The sequence below is a fragment of the Stenotrophomonas sp. NPDC077659 genome, from assembly GCF_050268705.1.
Lineage (GTDB): Bacteria > Pseudomonadota > Gammaproteobacteria > Xanthomonadales > Xanthomonadaceae > Stenotrophomonas.
The window spans coordinates 1-16,914 of the sequence record NZ_JBNNHG010000076.1 but is presented as its reverse complement, the minus strand read 5'-3'; the positions used below and the strand labels follow the sequence as shown (position 1 = coordinate 16,914).

At 65.9% G+C, this 16,914-nt stretch carries 11 protein-coding genes and 1 pseudogene; 2 read left to right on the top strand and 10 right to left on the bottom strand.

Annotated elements, in window-relative coordinates; all coding sequences use genetic code 11:
* On the top strand, nucleotides 1-2,343 hold a 2,343-nt coding region (locus ACQKDV_RS12065), incomplete at its 5' end, for a ribonuclease E/G (protein ID WP_427783970.1).
* Nucleotides 2,344-2,536: 193 nt separating this feature from the next.
* Here ACQKDV_RS12065 and ACQKDV_RS12060 read toward each other — a convergent pair.
* The 10 genes from ACQKDV_RS12060 to ACQKDV_RS12015 form a co-directional block, all read right to left on the bottom strand.
* The gene (locus ACQKDV_RS12060; protein WP_427783969.1) at nucleotides 2,537-3,421 is read right to left on the bottom strand and encodes an endonuclease/exonuclease/phosphatase family protein; all 885 of its coding nucleotides are present in this window, start codon (nucleotides 3,419-3,421) and stop codon (nucleotides 2,537-2,539) included.
* A 2-nt stretch (nucleotides 3,422-3,423) separates the two neighbouring features.
* The gene (locus ACQKDV_RS12055) at nucleotides 3,424-6,591 is read right to left on the bottom strand and encodes a discoidin domain-containing protein (RefSeq protein WP_427783968.1); all 3,168 of its coding nucleotides are present in this window, start codon (nucleotides 6,589-6,591) and stop codon (nucleotides 3,424-3,426) included.
* Nucleotides 6,588-7,424, bottom strand: coding sequence for a carbohydrate ABC transporter permease (locus ACQKDV_RS12050; RefSeq protein ID WP_108765638.1), 837 nt, complete (start codon nucleotides 7,422-7,424; stop codon nucleotides 6,588-6,590). Before ACQKDV_RS12050 ends, ACQKDV_RS12055 begins: the two co-directional genes overlap by 4 nt.
* Nucleotides 7,421-8,302, bottom strand: coding sequence for a carbohydrate ABC transporter permease (locus ACQKDV_RS12045; RefSeq protein WP_427783967.1), 882 nt, complete (start codon nucleotides 8,300-8,302; stop codon nucleotides 7,421-7,423). The genes ACQKDV_RS12050 and ACQKDV_RS12045 overlap by 4 nt, the downstream gene beginning before the upstream one ends.
* Nucleotides 8,299-9,594, bottom strand: coding sequence for a sugar ABC transporter substrate-binding protein (locus ACQKDV_RS12040; protein ID WP_427783971.1), 1,296 nt, complete (start codon nucleotides 9,592-9,594; stop codon nucleotides 8,299-8,301). The genes ACQKDV_RS12045 and ACQKDV_RS12040 overlap by 4 nt, the downstream gene beginning before the upstream one ends.
* Before the next feature lie 49 nt (nucleotides 9,595-9,643).
* Nucleotides 9,644-11,248: a glucoamylase family protein gene (locus tag ACQKDV_RS12035; protein WP_427783966.1), complete on the bottom strand. Its 1,605-nt coding sequence runs from the start codon at nucleotides 11,246-11,248 to the stop codon at nucleotides 9,644-9,646.
* 198 nt (nucleotides 11,249-11,446) lie between these two features.
* Nucleotides 11,447-14,500: a TonB-dependent receptor gene (locus ACQKDV_RS12030; protein ID WP_427783965.1), complete on the bottom strand. Its 3,054-nt coding sequence runs from the start codon at nucleotides 14,498-14,500 to the stop codon at nucleotides 11,447-11,449.
* Nucleotides 14,501-14,576: 76 nt separating this feature from the next.
* Nucleotides 14,577-15,614 carry a LacI family DNA-binding transcriptional regulator gene (locus ACQKDV_RS12025; RefSeq protein WP_427783964.1) on the bottom strand — a complete coding sequence of 346 codons (1,038 nt, stop codon included), beginning with the start codon at nucleotides 15,612-15,614 and terminating at the stop codon, nucleotides 14,577-14,579.
* A gap of 148 nt (nucleotides 15,615-15,762) precedes the next feature.
* Nucleotides 15,763-16,038 carry a BolA family protein gene (locus ACQKDV_RS12020; protein ID WP_427783963.1) on the bottom strand — a complete coding sequence of 92 codons (276 nt, stop codon included), beginning with the start codon at nucleotides 16,036-16,038 and terminating at the stop codon, nucleotides 15,763-15,765.
* Nucleotides 16,035-16,334, bottom strand: coding sequence for a YciI family protein (locus tag ACQKDV_RS12015; RefSeq protein ID WP_427783962.1), 300 nt, complete (start codon nucleotides 16,332-16,334; stop codon nucleotides 16,035-16,037). The genes ACQKDV_RS12020 and ACQKDV_RS12015 overlap by 4 nt, the downstream gene beginning before the upstream one ends.
* Nucleotides 16,335-16,707: 373 nt before the next feature.
* Between ACQKDV_RS12015 and ACQKDV_RS12010 the strand changes: the two are divergent.
* Nucleotides 16,708-16,914 (top strand): annotated as a pseudogene (locus ACQKDV_RS12010) (segregation/condensation protein A); the annotation flags it as partial.

The following is a 16,914-nucleotide window of genomic DNA, read 5'->3' as shown; positions in this document are numbered from 1 at the left end:
CGCCGCCGGTGCCGAATGGCGCCGCGAGAAGCTCGATTCCAACAACCCCTGGCAGCCAACTCCTCGCGCGCCACCAAGGGCAGCGACATCGAGGACACCGCCTTCCAGACCAACCTGGAAGCGGCCGAGGAAGTGGCCCGCCAGCTGCGCCTGCGCGACCTGGGCGGCCTGGTGGTCATCGATTTCATCGACATGGCCTCCAACAAGCACCAGCGTGAGGTCGAGAACCGCCTGGCCAACGCGCTGAAGTACGACCGCGCGCGCGTCCAGGTCGGCCGCATCTCGCGCTTCGGCCTGCTCGAAATGAGCCGCCAGCGCCTGCGCCCGAGCCTGGGTGAGTCCAGCCAGATCGTCTGCCCGCGTTGTGACGGCCACGGCCGCATGCGCAGCGTCGAATCGCTGTCGCTGTCGATCATCCGCGTCGCCGAAGAGCATGCGATGAAGGAGAACACCGGACAGGTGCTGGTCCAGGCCCCGGTGGAGATCGCCAATTACCTGCTGAACGAGAAGCGCAGCGCCCTGCGCGAGATCGAGCAGCGCCACGAAGCGCCGATCGTGATCGTCGCCGACGAGCAGCTGCACACCCCGCACTACACCGTGACCCGCCTGCGCGAGAACGAGCTGGGTGAAGACAGCAGCAAGCCGAGCTACCAGCGTGGCACGCCGCGCAAGCTGCCGGTGCACGCCCTGACCAAGGGCCAGCTGAACATCCCGCCGCCGGCCGTGACCCAGGTCAAGCACACCGCACCGGCCCCGGTGCGTGCCGAAGCCGAACCGGTGGCCGCTCCGGCCCCGGCACCGGTCGCCGCTGCCCCGGCAGCGGCCGCCAGTGGCGGCGTCGTCGGCTGGCTGAAGCGCATCTTCGGTGGCGAACCGGCTCCGGCCCCCGCTCCGGCCCCGGCAGCCCGCCAGCCGCAGCAGGATGGCGGCCGCAGGGACCGCAACAAGGATCGCAACAAGGACCGCAAGGACCGTCGCGACGACAGCCGTGGCAACGGTGGCAACGGCAATACGCAGCAGCAGAAGGACAGCGGCAACCGCAAGGACCGCGGTGAGCAGCGCAAGGATGGCCGCCAGGGTGGCAACAACAACGGCAATTCCCAGCAGCAGCCGCAGCAGGGCAGGCAGAAGGACGCCCAGCAGAAGGACGGCCAGCCGCAGCAGCAGAAGCAGCCGCGCAACGAGCAGCAGGGCCAGAACCCGCAGCAGCCGAAGCTGAAGCAGCCGAAGCAGCCACGTCCGCAGCAGGACGGCGAGAAGCCGGCCGAGAAGCCGCAGCGCGCCGCCGCCGAAGCACCGGTCGACACCGCAACCGCGGCTGCCGCCGTGGCCGCGACCGCCGTCGCCGCCAACGCGGTGACCGCGCAGGAAGGCACCGCACCGGCCGCTCCGGTGGCACCGGCTGCACCGGTCGCCGACGTGGTGGTGGCTGATGCCGCACCGGTGGCCGATGCCACGGTAGCTGCAGGTACGGACGCCGACGCGGCTGCCGTGTCCGGCGAAGATGCCGCAACCGACGCCGCAGGCGAACAGGCCGGCGAAGGCGCGACCCGCCGCCGTCGTGGCCGTCGCGGTGGCCGTCGTCGTCGCCGTGGTGGCGCCGAGAATGCCGCCGGTACCGATGCCCTGGGCGATGACCAGGACGACGGTGACGAAGGCGATGACAACGACAGCGCCGACCAGGCTGCCGACGCTGCCGCCGAGGCCGCTCCGGTCGCCGCCGCGCAGCCGTCGCGCTCGCAGCCGGAATTCGATTTCGATGATGAAGTCGAGCCGGTCGCCGTTGAAGCTGAAAAGCCGGCCCGTGCACCGGTCGCCGTTGCCGCTGCCGCCCCGGTGGCTGCCGTGAGCAGCGCCGTGGTCGAAGCAGTCGCTCCTTCGCAGGAAGCTGCAGCTCCGGCACCGGTCATCAAGGCCGAGCCGGCCCCGCAGCCGGTGCAGACCAGCATGCTGGACGCGATCGACGCCGCAACCCCGGCCCAGCCGGAAGCACCGGCCGTCGAAGCCACGGCGGTTGTCGAGGAGACTGCTCCGGTGGCCGCCCCGGCCCCGGTCGTCGTCGACGCTGCGCCGGTCATGGAGCCCGCTCCGGTGGTTGAAGCGAAGCCGGCCGTTGAAGCGCCCCCGGTGGTCGAAACCGCACCGGTCATCGAGCAGCCGGCCGCACCGGTCGCCGTCGAGGCCGCACCGGTCGAAACCGCCGCCCCGGTGGCCGAGGCGGTGGTCACGCCGTCCATCGACCCGGTGGCTGATGGCCATGCCGATTCGGCCAGCCAGGCCGCTGATGCCCAGGCCTCGGACGAATACGAAGAGGCCGCCAAGCGCACGCCGCCGGCGAATTGATCGTTCGTTGATCGCGTAAATCGAAACGGCGGGGATCGATGATCCCCGCCGTTTTTGATTGTGCGCCAGGCCCGCGCTGTACGGGCACTGCCTTGGTAGAAGCCAACCTTGGTTGGCGCCGTGGGTTAAATGCACGCGGACACGCCCGTGCCAACCAAGGTTGGCACCTCCCTGAACATGAAATCCCGCAGCGTCAGCGCGCCGGGGCGAACTGCAACCGGGTCCAGACCCCGTAATGATCCGACGCCCAGCGACCGCTGTCGTCAGGCTGGTCGAACAGGATCTTCGCTTCGCGCGCGACCATCTGGTCCTGCTGGTAGAAGATGTGGTCGATGCGCGAGGGCGCCTGGTAGTAATGCCGGTTCAAGGTACTGACGCCGGCCAGGTCGGTGTTCACATGCACGCTGCCATAGCTGTCGCCGTAATGGCTGCGCAGCTCGCTCAGGTCGCCCGCATCGACCAGCGCGTTGAAGTCGCCGGCGATCACCACCGGCGCGCCGGCCGAGGTTTCGGTGATGTAGCGCAGCAGGTCGTCCACCTGGCTGCGGCGGATGCCTTGGCCACGCTCGTCGCTGCGCTCGTTCAGATGCGTGGCGTAGACGTTCACCGGCTGCCCGTCCACGTCGATGCGCAGGTGGGCCACGGTGCGGTAGTCATCCAGCGGCCGCAGCAGGTGCTCGCCATGGGCCAGGATCGGGCGCCGGGTCAGCAGCGCGTTGCCGTAGCGCTTGGGCGCACCCACCGGATCGGTGGAAACGAAGACGTACTTGTAGCCGAGCTGGCTGGCCAGCCACTGTGCCTGGTTGCGCACGTCGCGGCGCTGGATCACTTCCTGCAGGGCGATGGCATCGGGCTGCAGGCGCTTGAGCTCAGCGACGATCGTGCGCCGCCGGGTCGGCCAGTCCTCGCGGTCATGGTGCAGGTTGAAGGTCACCATGCCCATGCCGGGCGCGGTCGATACCGCCACAACGGCGGGTTCACCCGACAGCTGCGCCATGGCCAACCCCGGCAACGCCAACGCGATTGCCAGCCCCAGGGTGCGCAGTGCTACGCGCGCCCGTCCCTGCTTCAACGCCATGCTTACTGCCCCTTGCGTTCTGCGCGGCGCACCGCGCTTGGCACGTCGATCTCGATCCGTGCCGGCAGCTGGTGCACGCGCAGTTCGCGGTTGCTCCATTCGGCCGGCTCGCCATTGACGGTGGCGTCGCCCGGTTCGCCGCTGTACGGCCACGGCAGTACCACGCCACCCGGCGGCGGCACCAGGCCCGGCTGCAGGTCCAGCACCAGCTGCTTGTCACTGCGCTGCAGGCTGTAGTTCAGCTGGCCCTGCGGCGTGCGCAGGCCCTGTACCGCGATGCCATCCCCCTGCAACCAGGCGGTGGGAATGCCGGCGGCCAGCACCAGCGCCTCATCGGCATCGCGGGTGTAGGCGAACATGTCCAGCGCCGAACGCACGAAGTCCGACGCCACCCACGCATGTGGCAGGTCGCCGACGAAGAACGGTTTGCGTGGCGTGCGCGAGACCACTTCAGCCCACTGGTTCCAGGCCTGCGGTGCACGGTCCTTGAAGAAGAACTGAGTGGCCTGCCAGGCACGATCACGCCAGCCCAGGCGCACGAACGCGGCGACATTGCGCCACTCGTAAGGGGTGTAGTCCTTCCACTCGCGCTTGCCGTCGCGGCGCGCGACGAATTCGCTCCAGTAGCGCTCGAAGGTCGCCTCCAGCGCCTGCTGCGGCAAACGGCCCTGCTCGCCGCCCGGCGCCAGTGCGATGGTGGTGGAGGTCGCGTCGAAGTCGCCCAGCTCGGCCGAGCCGGGCAGATAGTTGATGTTGTGCTGCTGCATGGCCGACTGCAGTGAAGCCTGCAGATCGTCGCGGAACTGGTCGCGCGACTCGCTGATCTGCATGGCTTCCAGCTTGCCCAGCTGCGCGGCCACCTGCGCTGCATCCTTGTAGCCGCGCAGTGCCCAGAAGTTGTCCCAGTACGAGTGCATCGGCTTGGCCGAATAGCCTTCGTGGCTGATCGAAGCCGGCATCATCCCGTAAAAGGCCGGGTTGCGTGCACGGTTCTCCTCGGTGCGCTCGCTGGCGCGCAGCTGCTCCATGTACTGGTAGGCGCCCTGCACGTGCGGCCACATCAGCTCCAGGAAGGTGCCGTCGCCGGTGTACCGCCAGTACTCGGCGATGTTGTAGATCAGCTCGCCGTGGCTGTCGTTCTCCGGCACCGGGTCGCTGCCACGTGCATCGACGCAGCACGGCACCTTGCCGTTCTCGAACTGGAACGGCGCATACCAGGTCACGTAATCGCGCACGGCATCGCTGCGGCCCATGCGCAGCAGGCCTTCGGAAATCATTGCGCCATCGCGGATCCAGCTGCGCGCGTACGAGCGCGTACCCGGCTGCAGGCGCGGGCCGACCCGCGAAATCAGCATGTGCGCCACGGCGGTACGCAGGGTCTCCACCAGCGGCTGCCCCGCCGCCGGCACCTGCAGGCTGACCACGCCCAGCTTGTCGCGCCACATCGCAGCGACCTGCTGCTGTGCCTTGGCCACGTCCAGCGCCTGCGGCTTCCAGCCACCGGTCTGCGGCAGCACCACGGCCACCTCGCGGCTCTGCCCGGGTTCGAGCTTGATCGTGTACAGCAGGGCGCCGGAGGCCAGGCCGGTGGAATCCTTCACCGCCGTGGTCGCCGGGAACTTGCCGGAGGCAAGGTGCATGGCATCGAGCTTGCCGTCGAAGGTCGTGGCAAAGCGTGCGTCGGGCACCTGCAGCGGGTAGATGCGCGGCTCGCCGTTGACCTTCACCAGCTGCTCGCCCACGTCCAGTGCGTCGATGCGGCTGAAGCCACCGGTGGTGTTGAGGAACTGGGTTGGCGGGTTGACCTGCCAGGGCCGGATGGCCAGCGCCAGGGTGTACTCGTGGGCGACCTTGTCCGGGTTGCTCAGGCGGTAGCGGCCGATCAGCTGGGCGCGCTCAGGCGTGCCCTGCACGAAACTGGTGACCGACAGCCCGGCCTTCTCATGCACCCAGTCGACCGTGGCGATGGGCAGGTAGCGGTCCTGCAGCGATTGCGTGGCAGCGACGCTGGACCAGTCCAGCAGCTTGCCGTCCATGCGGATGAACGGCTCGATGCTGAAGCTGCCCTTGGCCGGCTCGAGCGCGCCATCCTCGCTGATGAGCGCCTGCTCCTGGCCGCCATCCAGGCCCAGCAAAGTCCAGTACGGCTGCTCGCCCACATACGCACGCGGCAGCGAACCACGCGGCAGGTCGGCAGCCACCGAGGACAGGAAGGCATTGGGCGTGGCGGCAAAGGCCAGCGGTTTCAGCGTGATGTCACGGATGGCATAACGCCAGTTCGGGCCGTCTTCCAGGTCGAAACGCACGTAGCGCGCGTCGGTATCGGGCAGCGCCAGCCAGTCGCGGCCGCCCGCGCCGCCGGTGACTTCACGCACCGTGCGCCAGTCGCGACCATCTTCGGAGGTACGCACCGTATAGCGGGTCGCTTCCAGGTTGGGCAGCCAGTCGATCACCGCGCCGCCGATCTCGCGGCTCTTGTGCAGATCCAGGCTGATGGTCTGCTGCTTGACCCCGCCGCTGACCCAGAAGGTATCGCTCCTGCCGTCGATCATGCGGTCCTGCAGCGCGGTGGCCGTATCGGCGATCACCGACGGCATCAGCGCCGAATCATCCTGCGGCGGCAGGCCCTGCAGGGTCAGCTTGTCGAAGCACACCGTGCCGCGGCCACCGACCTTGCTGTAGATGGTGAACTCGACGGCAGCGCTCTTCGCCATCTCCTTTTCAGCCGAAGGCCCCCAGGCCTTGTCGATCTGCCGGCGGCGGTATTCCACCGGCGTCCAAGCCTTGTTGAAGCTGTAGCCGGGCCGGTTGACCCACCAGACGTTGTCGCCGCTGGCATCGATCAGCTTGAACTGCAGGTCGTTGCGCGGTGAATCGCCGCGCAGCTGGAAGCCGAACCGGTAATTGGCCGGGTACTCGATGTTCAGCGCACGGCGGATGCCCACATAGCCGGAGACCTTGTGGAAGTCATAATCCAGGCACAGCGCGCGGCCGCCGCCTGCGCCGCTGACCGACCGCAGCGAACCGCTGACCTGGTCGGACAGCACGAGCTTCCATGCATTGATGTCATCGAAGTCATCCAGCACCTTGGGGGCCGGCAGCGCCGGTGGTGCGGCGATCGCCAGGGAGGTCCACAACAGGCCCAATCCAACGGCGATCGCTCGCTTCATCCCTTGACACTCCCCAGCAACAGACCTTGGATGTAGTACCGCTGCAGGACCAGGAACAGGGCCAGCACCGGGACCACGGTGACCACCGCACCGGCCATCATCATTTCCACGTCCATGATGTGCTCGCGCGAGAGGGTGGCCAGCGCCACCGGCAGAGTGTAGTGCTCCTGGTCGGTCAAGACGATCAACGGCCACATGAAATCGTTCCACGCGCCCATGAAGGTAAAGATCGCCAGGGTCACCAGCACCGGCTTGAGCATCGGCAGCACGATCTGGAAGAAGATCCGCAGCTCACCCGCGCCGTCGATGCGCGCCGCCTCCAGCAGCTCGTCCGGGATGGAACGGGCGTACTGGCGCACCAGGAAGATGCCGAACACGCTGGCCAGGGCCGGCACGATCACACCGCCGAAGCTGTTGACCAGGCCCAGCTGCTTCATCAGCAGGAACAGCGGCAGCATCGCCACCTGTGCCGGGATCACCAGCGCGGCCATCAAGACCTGGAACAGGCGTTCGCGGCCGACGAAGTTCAGCTTGGCGAACGCATAGCCGGCCATCGTGTTGAGCAGCAGCGAACCGAAGGTGATCGCCACCGACACCAGCAGGCTGTTGGCGAAGTTGCCGCCCATGCCGGTGCGCGCGAACAGCTCATGGTAGTTGTGGGTGGTGACGTGCGAAGGCAGCAGCGGAGGCGGGAAATGGGTCGCCTCGCCCTGCGGCATGAACGACACCGAGAGCATCCACAACAGCGGTGCCAGGCTGACCAGGGCCAGCACCAGCAACGCGCCATTGATCATCCACGGGTGCCAGCGCGACTGGCCGATCTCACGACTCATACCAACTGCCTCCTGCGGCCGAAACGCAGCATCACGGTGGTCACCGCCAGGATGATCAGGAACAGCAGGAACGCCACAGCCGAGGCGCGTCCCAGGTTCCACCACTTGAAGCCTTCCTCGAACATGAAATACAGCACGCTGACGGTGCTCTGCAGTGGGTCGCCGCGGGTCATGACATACGGTTCGGCGAACAGCTGGAAGTAGCCGGACACGGTAATGACGCCGACCACCAGCAGCACCGGGCCAAGCATCGGCAGGGTGATGTGCAGGAACTGCTTCCAGCGCGAGGCGCCATCGATGCGCGCCGCTTCGTACAGATCATGCGGAATGGCCTGCAGGCCGGCAAGGAAGATCACCATGTTGTAGCCGAAGTTCTTCCACACGGCGAACAGCATGATGGTGGGCATGGCCCAGGTGGGGTCGCCCAGCCAGTCGATGGGACTGATGCCGAGGTGGCCCAGGCCGTAGTTCACCAGGCCGTAGCTGGTATGGAACAGGTAGCGCCAGATCACTGCCACCGCCACCAGGGTGGTTACCACCGGGGCGAACAGCGCGGTACGGAACAGCGCCTTGAAGCGCGCGGCCGGCGCATTGAGCAGCATCGCCGCGCCCAGCGACACACTGATCGACAGCGGCACGCCGATCACCACGAAGTAGGTGGTGTTCCACAGCGACTTCCAGAACATCGGGGTCTGCAGCAGATCGATGTAGTTGCCCAGCCCGACAAAGCGCAGATTGCTGCTGTCAGCCAGCGCGTACAGGTCGAAATCGGTCACGCTCAGGGCGAGCGCCGAGGCGACCGGCAGGCCGAAGAACACGCCCAAAACGATGAGCGAGGGGCCGGCGAATATCCAGCCGGCGAGGGACGAACGTTTCATTGCGGGCTCCCGGCCGCGACTGCACTGGTCGAGCCCGAAGGGGCGTCGCTGCGATGCAGGCGTTGTTGTTCATGCATCCAGCGGCGCTTGGCCAGCACCTTGTCCACGCGCTGGTCCAGCTCTTTCACAGCCTTGTCCTGCGGCAGGCCACCACGGACCACCTTTTCGGTGACGATGCGCATTTCCTGCACGATGCGCTCCCATTCGAGCACCTTCGGCGTCGGCTTGACGCGCTCCAGCTGGTCACGGAACGCGGCGGCAAGCGGATCGTCGGCCAGCGACGGGGTGTTCCAGGTACTGCGGCGCGGCGGCAGGTCACCGATGATGGCGTGGAAGCGGGCCTGGATTTCCGGGCGCGACAGGAACTCGATCAGCTTCCAGGAGGCTTCCTTCTGCTGCGACTTGCGGAAGATCACCAGGCTGGTGCCACCGGCGATGCCTGCGCCCGGACCGTCCGGGCCCGGCAGCGCGGCCGTTGCCCACTGCCCTTCCAGTTCCCTGGGCTGCAGCTTCTTGAATTCGCGGATGTTCCAGGGGCCGGAAATATAGAACACGTTGAAGCCGCGGAAGAATTCCTCCCAGACGTTGGAGATCTGCGTCTCGGACATCTTCGGCGCCCAGCCCTGCTCGAACATGTTGCCGTAGAAGGCCAGGGTGCGGCGGAAGCCCGGGCTGGAGAAGTTGCCGCGGGTATCATCGTCACGCAGCAGCGGGTCAGGCTGCTGCAGGGCCAGTGACAGCTGCTGCTCGAACTCGTTGATCGGCATCAGCACCGCATAGCGGTTCGGGCCCTGCATCTTCTTGATCGCGGCCATCTGCTGGTCCCATTCCGCCCAGGTACGCGGCGGATGGTCGAAACCGGCCTTGGCCAGCAGGTCCTTGCGGTAATAGATCAGGCGCGTATCGACATACCACGGCACGCCGACCAGCTCGCCATGGATCACGTTGGTATCCCAGATGCCCTGGAAGTAATCCTGCGGATCGACCACCGACGAATGCTGCACGAACGGCTGCAGCGGGGTCAGCGCATCGAGTTCGGCAAATTCGGGCACCCAGGTGTTGCCGAGCTGGCAGACATCGGGCAACCCATCGGCGGCGAAGGCGGTCAGCAGCTTCTCGTGCGCGGCCGTCCAGGGAATGTTCTGCACATCCACCTTGATGCCGGGGTTCTCGGCCTCGAACTCGTGGATGAGTTCGCTCACCACTTCGGCCTCGCGGCCCATGGCCCAGAAGCGGACCGTGGTGGTGCCCTGTTCGCTGCGCGCGCAGCCTGCCATGGCCAGTGCGGCCATCGCAGGCAGTGCCCAGCGCCGCAGGCGGTCAATCCAGTCGTGCACCTTGTTACTTCCCCTGGCCGGTGTTGCGGTTGGCATTGTTCTTCTGTTCCTGCGCGGCGGCCGCGCGTGATTCTGCGATACCGACCGCGCGTGCGGCGGCGGCCTTTTCATCCTTTTCCAGCACCAGCGGCTGGAACGACCCTTCCGGGGCCAGCCAGCCACCGCTGAAACCCGCCCGTTCCAGGCCCTTGCGGATGTACGGATTCTTCTTCATGACTTCCCAGACGAAGTCATTGCGGTAGTTGGCGATCATCGTCAGGATCGGGCCCTGGTCGATGGCGATGTAATCGCTGGCCACCCAGCCGCGGTCCGGCACCATGCGGCCGGTCTTGATCGGGATGTCGTAGTTGAAGCTGGGGTTGAACGAATCCAGGAAGCCGTAGCTGGAGTAGATGTAGTCGCCGAAGCGCTTGTGCATCTCCAGCGTGGCCGGGATCACTTCTTCGGGGGCGAACACGATGGAGGACACCGCTGCGGTCGGGGCGATGGTGCCGTCATCGAAGTTCTCGCGCAGGCCCGCGCCGCGCGAAGAGTAATGGCGGAACTGGCGCTGCTCGCCCCGGTAGTCCTGGGTGGTGTTCTGCGGTCCATCGCTGGCGGTCAGGCCCCACACGTTCTCGCCGTAGTCCTTCCACTGCATCGGATTGGCGATGGCGTATTCACGCTGGGCCAGCGCGGCCGAGCGGCTGTTGAGGAAGTAGGTGCTGCCACGCTCGCGCATGTACGCATCCTGGATGTCGCGGAAGTCGATCCAGACATGGCTGTACTGGTGGCCGAACAGCGGGCCGAAGGACAGGTATTCCTGGCCCTGGTACACCCCCCAGTCGTTGTCATAGGTGCGGGTCCACACCGTCCACGCATCGGGGCTGACCGGGTGGCTGGGCGAACCCAGGGCGAGGATGTAGACCATCATCGCCTCGTTGTAGCCCATCCAGTCGTGGTCGATGAAGCCGCTTTCGGGGAACCAGCCCATCGAGATCAGCGGCGCACGCTGCTGCAGCCACGGCCAGTCGACCTGCTTGTACAGCTGGTCGGCAATCTGCCGGATTTCCTTCTCGCGCGGGTCCTGGCCATCGTAGTACGACTGGGCAAACAGCACGCCCATCATCAGCAGCGCGGTATCCACCGAGGAAAGCTCGACCCAGCTGTCGTAGCGGCGGCCTTCCTGCATGTCCAGGAAGTGGTAATAGAAGCCCTTGTAGCCTGCCTTGCCGGTGCGCTGCGGGCCCATCGGCACGTCGCGGAAAAACTTCAGGGTGGTCAGGGTACGGTCGATGGCCTGGTTGCGGCTGACCCAACCATTCTCGATGCCGATCGGGTAAGCGGTCAGGGCAAACCCCACCGACGCGATGCTGGCAAACGGACGCGACGGGTAACGGTCGGGGGTCAGGCCGTTGAGTTCATTGGTGGTGTCCCAGAAGAACTGGAAGGTGCGGCGCTCGATGTCATCGAACAGCGGCGGCAGCTCCGGCTTCATCGGCCGCGGCGGTGCGTCGGCTTCCAGCAGGATCACCTGCGGCTTGGGCTTTGCAGGCTCCTGCTGGGCCGGCTTGCAGGCTGCGATGGCCAGGGTCATCGCAGCGGCGGTCAACAGGTGGCGTGCCTGCATGGCGCGGGTCCTCCGGAAAGCTGATCGATGGAAGAGCATAACGTCCAAACACCTGAAATCGTTTACACGGCGAGCACCTAAAAAACCACGAAACGTGGCCGAGGGACTGGACAATGGACCGGCCGACAGGCCGGCCATTGCCAGATTCCGTTGCCAGCGGCAGAGCGCTGGCAACGGGGTACTGCATGGCACCTTGGCTTAGAAGCGGAAGCCCACTTCGGCCTTGACCTGGCGCGGCGTACCGACAATGTCGCCGGTCTCGTTGTAGCTCGCCGTCAGCTTGCCATTCTTGTAGTAGTTGTAGTTGGAGAAGTTGTCGAAGTTGAAGACGTTGATGATGTCGATACGTGCGTACAGTTCGGTATCGCCCGGCATCTTGAACGTCTTGGTGGCCTGCAGATCGACCGAGCGGTAGCCGAAGATCTTGCCACCGACCAGGAACTTGCCGTTGCCTGCCGGGAACGCGCCTGCCGGGGTTGGCAGATCGTAACCGCTGGCCTGCGGCACGCCGTACCAGTCGTTGACGGCGGTCGGGGTGGCCAGGGTCAGCTTGCCGCCGAAGGTGATGTCCCAGAAGCCAGCGTACGAACCGGTCACCACCAGGCGGTGACGCGGGGCGCCGTTGGACTTGATGAACGGGTACTCACCGATGGTGCCGCGGTCGAACGAGTAGTGCTCGTCGATGTTGCGGTTGTGGCGCGCGGTGGTCCAGGTGTAGGCGATCGAAGTGCCCCAGCCGCTTTCCTTGGTGAACGGCTTCTGTGCCGACAGCAGGACCTGGGTCGCACGGGTCTTGATGCCCTGCTGGCCGATGATCAGGCTGCCGAAGCCCGGTACGTTGCAGCTCCAGGCCTGGCCCAGGCCCGGGTCGGTGCCGCCGCACAGGCGCGGGTCATCGAAGAACTGGCCGGTCGGGTAGCGGTTGCCCAGGGTGAAGGCGAAGCCATCGTAGGTCAGCGTACGCGAGAGGGTGGCGTCGGTCAGCCACTCACCGATCTGGTTGCTCATGCCCAGGCTGAACTGGTCGGCATAAGGCGCCTTCAGGTTGTTGTTCAGCAGGTCGATTTCCAGACCGTCATTGCTGGTCGCGCCGATCAGGTTCTGCAGGTTGCCGATGCCGTTGAGCAGGTTCGGGTTCCAGTCATAACAGGCAGCATTGCCCTGGAAGCACGTACTGGTGCTCGGGTTGCGGAAGTAGATGGTCGGCTGCGGCAGGGCCAGCTTGGTGGTTTCCAGCTGCAGGTAGTCGAACAGGTCGCGGTCGTAGGAGCGGCCGGCACCACCGTGGATCACGTGCTGCTCGTCGGCATTGATGTCATACGAGAAGCCTACGCGCGGCTGCCAGGCGCCCTTGAACGCCTTGCGGTTGTGACCGTTGCTGATGTAGTCGTTGATGTCCAGGCCGCCCAGCGCCAGCGTATCGGCGTAGGTCTGGCCAGCAGCAGCACGCGGGTCCTGCGAATTCAGCGCATTGACCACTTCGGTGGGGGTCACGAAGTCCAGGTAGGACGGGTTCTTTTCGTAATCCCAGCGCACGCCCAGGTTCAGCTGCAGGTGGTCGTTGACCTGCCAGTCGTCCTGGATGAACAGACCGATCTGGGTGACCTTCGAGCGCACTTCACCGGACACGCCGGACACGCCGGTGGCCGGCTTGACGAACTGCGCCTTGTACGGGATGTCATCCGGGAAGGTCGAGTTGCCGACGGTGTAGTAGAACTGCGGATTGATCTGCGCCGCATCCGAAGCGTACAGGTCGATCTTCTTGTACTTGGCACCCATCTTGATGGTGTGGTCGCCGGCCCACTCGATGCCATCCAGGGTGAGGTTGTCTTCGATCGACCAGCCCTTCTGGCCCTTCACCTGCGAGGAGAACGCCGAAGCGCCGCCGATCGAGACGATGTCACGCTCGTCGGTACCGTCCGGGCCGGTGTAGTTGTAACCGTTGCCCAGGGTCAGCGGCTTGGGGTTGTTGAACGAATCTTCGTGGGTGACCATCATTTCGTTGTAGAAACGCTCACCGCTGTGGTTCCAGCGCAGCGCATAACGACGGTCGGTGTTCTTGGTTTCCTTGCCGTGATCCTTCGCAGTCTGGTCAGCGAATTCCTGCTGGGTCTCGTCGCGATCCTGGACGGTCAGCTCCAGACGGTCATTGTCGGTCAGTTCGAAGTCGATCTTGCCGAAGATCAGATCCTGCTGGAACGGCTGGCTGGCCGGGCCCAGGCCTGCCTGCGCTTCTGCCGGCAGCTGGTTGACCAGACCGGTCACCGAACCGGACGGGGCGATGGTCACCGGCAGGTCGAAGCGCTTGGCTTCATAGGTGACGAAGAAATGCGCCTTGTCCTGGATGATCGGGCCGCCCAGCGCGAAACCGTATTCCTTCTCCGCCGAGACCATCTTGTCCTGGCCTGCCTGGCGCTCGGCCGGGGTCTTGGCGCGCATGTCTTCATCGGTGTAGCGGTAGAACGCTTCACCCTTGAATTCATTGGTACCGGACTTGGTCGCAGCCGTCACTGCGGCGCTCGACACCTGGCCATACTCGGCTTTGTAGTTGCCGCTGATGACCTTGTATTCACCGATGGCCAGCTGCGGGAACGGGTTGCCGGCGCTGTTGGACTGGCCAGCAACGCCGCCGCCCTTGACGTAGCTCTTCTGGCCCACGCCATCGATGTAGACGTTGGTGCCGTCGGCATTGGTGGCACCGCCGCGCAGCGAGGTGTTGCCCTTGGCATCACGGGTGAAGATCATGCCCGGCACCGCGTCGGCGAACTCCAGGAAGTTGCGCGACACCTGCGGGGTGGTCTGGATCTGCTGCAGGCTGACGGTCTTGCCGACTTCGGAGGTGCGCACTTCCTGCAGCAGGGTCGGCGCGATGACGTTGACGGTGTCCAGGTTGGTGGCTGCGGTGTTGCCACCGCCGGTGGCGGCCGCCTCACCGAAGTTCAGCGTCGAGGTGGAGGCCACGGTGACGGTGACCTTCTGCGACTCGCCGTTGGCGACCACGTCATAGGTGCCCGGGTCCAGGCCCATCAGCGAGTAGCTGCCATCGGCGCGCACGGTGCCGCGACGGACGGTGCCGGTGGCCACGTTGGTCGCGGTGACTTCCGCACCGGCCTGGGCGCCGGCCACCTGGCCGCGCAGGCTGGCGTTGGCCGACTGCGCCATGACGTTCGGGGCGGCGGCCAGCATCAGGCAGCTGACCAGGGCGGTGCTCAGCAGCCGGCGGGCCGGCATGCGGATCGTGGAATGCATCATCAACTCAATCTCCGGGTGGCGGTATCCGCGGATGCGGTACCTGCGATCAGTCAAAAAAGAAAGAACGCCTCTGGCTTCAATGGCCCGATGGCGGGGTGGTGGAATCGCGAACGACGAGGCGGGGAACGAGCGTCTGCTTGTCACCTGCCCCTTCGGGGGTGTTGCCGTCCATCAACTGCATCAGACGTGTCATCGCCCTATCGCCCAACTCGGCGATACTGACCTGCATGGTGGTCAACGAGGGGTGTACGAACCGCGCCAGTGGAATGTCATCGAACCCTGCCAAGGCAACATCGGCAGGCACGTGGATACCTGCCTGCGCGAAGGCATACAGGCACCCCAGGGCCATCATGTCGTTGGCGGCGAACACGGCATCGGGCAGCGCACCGGCTGCCAGCATCTCCTGACCGGCGCGATGGCCGGAAGCTTCGTCGAAATCACCGGGCAACTCGATGCCCTCGGCGCTTCCGCCAAAAGCCGCCAGCGCGTCACGGAAGCCACGCAGGCGCTCGCGCGCGTCGAAGTTGAGGTCCGGGCCAGAAATGAACGCGATGCGGCGGTGGCCGGCATCGAGCAGGTGGCGGGTCATGGCCATCGCACCGGCGTGATCGTCGATGCTCAGGACCGGGTGATCCTGCCCCGGCAGATAGGTGTTGATCAGAACCGTGGGCAGCGACTGCGGCAGGTTGTCGGTGAGGAAGCCGGGGCTCTCGGCATAGGGCGAGAGCACCAGCAGGCCATCGACGCGGCCGCGCATGGCACGCAGAGCGGCGCCCTGCTGTACCTGGTCGCCGTGGTAGCTGGACACCAGCAGGTGCTGGCGACGGTTGCGGGCAACGTTGTCGATGCCGCGCATCAGCTCGGAGAAGAATTCGCCATACAGATCAGGCAGCACCACGCCCACCGTATTGGTACGGCGGCTGCTCAGGCTGCGTGCGGCGGCGTGCGGGGTGTAACGCAGCCGTGCGGCGACCTCCAGCACAAGCTGGCGGACCGGTTCGGCGACATTCTCATGCCCGTTCAGCGCGCGGGAAACCGTAGCCACGGAGACCCGGGCTTCTCGTGCGACGTCTTTGATTGTTATGGCTGCCTTGTTCACGAAGCCGCCCTCCACGGCTTGGACCCACCAGCTTGGCGCGGAATGTAAGCGTTTCCATCTGCGGTTGTAAACACTCCGTTAGACGAATGTCCTCGGATGGACACAGAAATCTGACGTGGACAGGTCTGTTCCTGGACCTGGCAGGACTTTGCAGGACAGGCCATCAGCCCTGCTCGGACAGGGTGTGTGCGCGGATGGACAGCGCATGGATATCGGTCTCCATCAGCCCGCCCAGCGCGGCATACACGGCGCGATGGCGCGCCAACGGGGCCATGCCGGCGAACTGCTCGCTCACCACCAGTACGTTGAAATGGCCGCGTCCGTCGCGCGCTCCGGCATGGCCGGCATGGCGATGGCTGTCGTCTTCGATCTCCAGCGTGCTCGGCGCCAATGCCTGCTGCAGTGCAACACGCATTAGATCGATGCGCTGCGCGCTCATGGCAGCACCTTGCGGAAGGGCCGGACCTCGACGCGGGTGTAGACGCCCGCGGCCACATACGGGTCGGCATCGGCCCACTGGCGGGCCTGCGCCAGCGACTCGAACGCGGCAATCACCACCGAACCACTGAAGCCGGCCGGACCCGGATCCTCGCTGTCGATCGCCGGGCACGGCCCGGCCAGCAGGAGGCGTCCCTCGTCGCGCAGCGCGCGCAGCCGCGCCAGGTGTTCGGGCCGGGCCTGCAGCCGCTGCGCCAGGACATCCTGGCCGTCATAACCTTCAATCACATAGAACACGGGTATTCCTCGTTCATGTTGCGGTGCGACGATTCTAGCCAAAGGGCCAGTGTCCACCGGCGCGGCTGGACACTGGCCCGGCAAAGCCGTACCCTAGGCACCATTGCACGTGGCGTGATGCAGCAGCCCGTCGGTTTTTGCGGCCAACGCAGCCCCCGACGACCGTACCGCTGCTTCGAACCGGGCCAACCGGCCGGGCCACGTAGACGACCTCCCCGTAGTTCCGTCGCCGCCGTTTTCCTGCGGCGCGGCCTGCTGTTTGATATGTGTGGAATCGCGCCGATCCCGGCGTGTCTGGTGCCTGCGGCGCCGTGGCGAAGGCCCGGCAGAACCGGCACCGCGACTGGTCCGTTGCAATCCTATTGTCCATTAGATGACTTCCGAACTCGCGCTCGACGCGAACCCGCCAACCCGGCCGCCCGCCCCCCAGCAGCAGGAAATGCCGCTGGCCGTGGTGCATGGGCAACCGGTCCTGCAGATTCCGCAGGACCTGTACATCCCGCCGGATGCGCTGGAAGTCATCCTGGATGCGTTTGAAGGTCCGCTGGACCTGCTGGTGTACCTGATCCTCCGGCTGAAC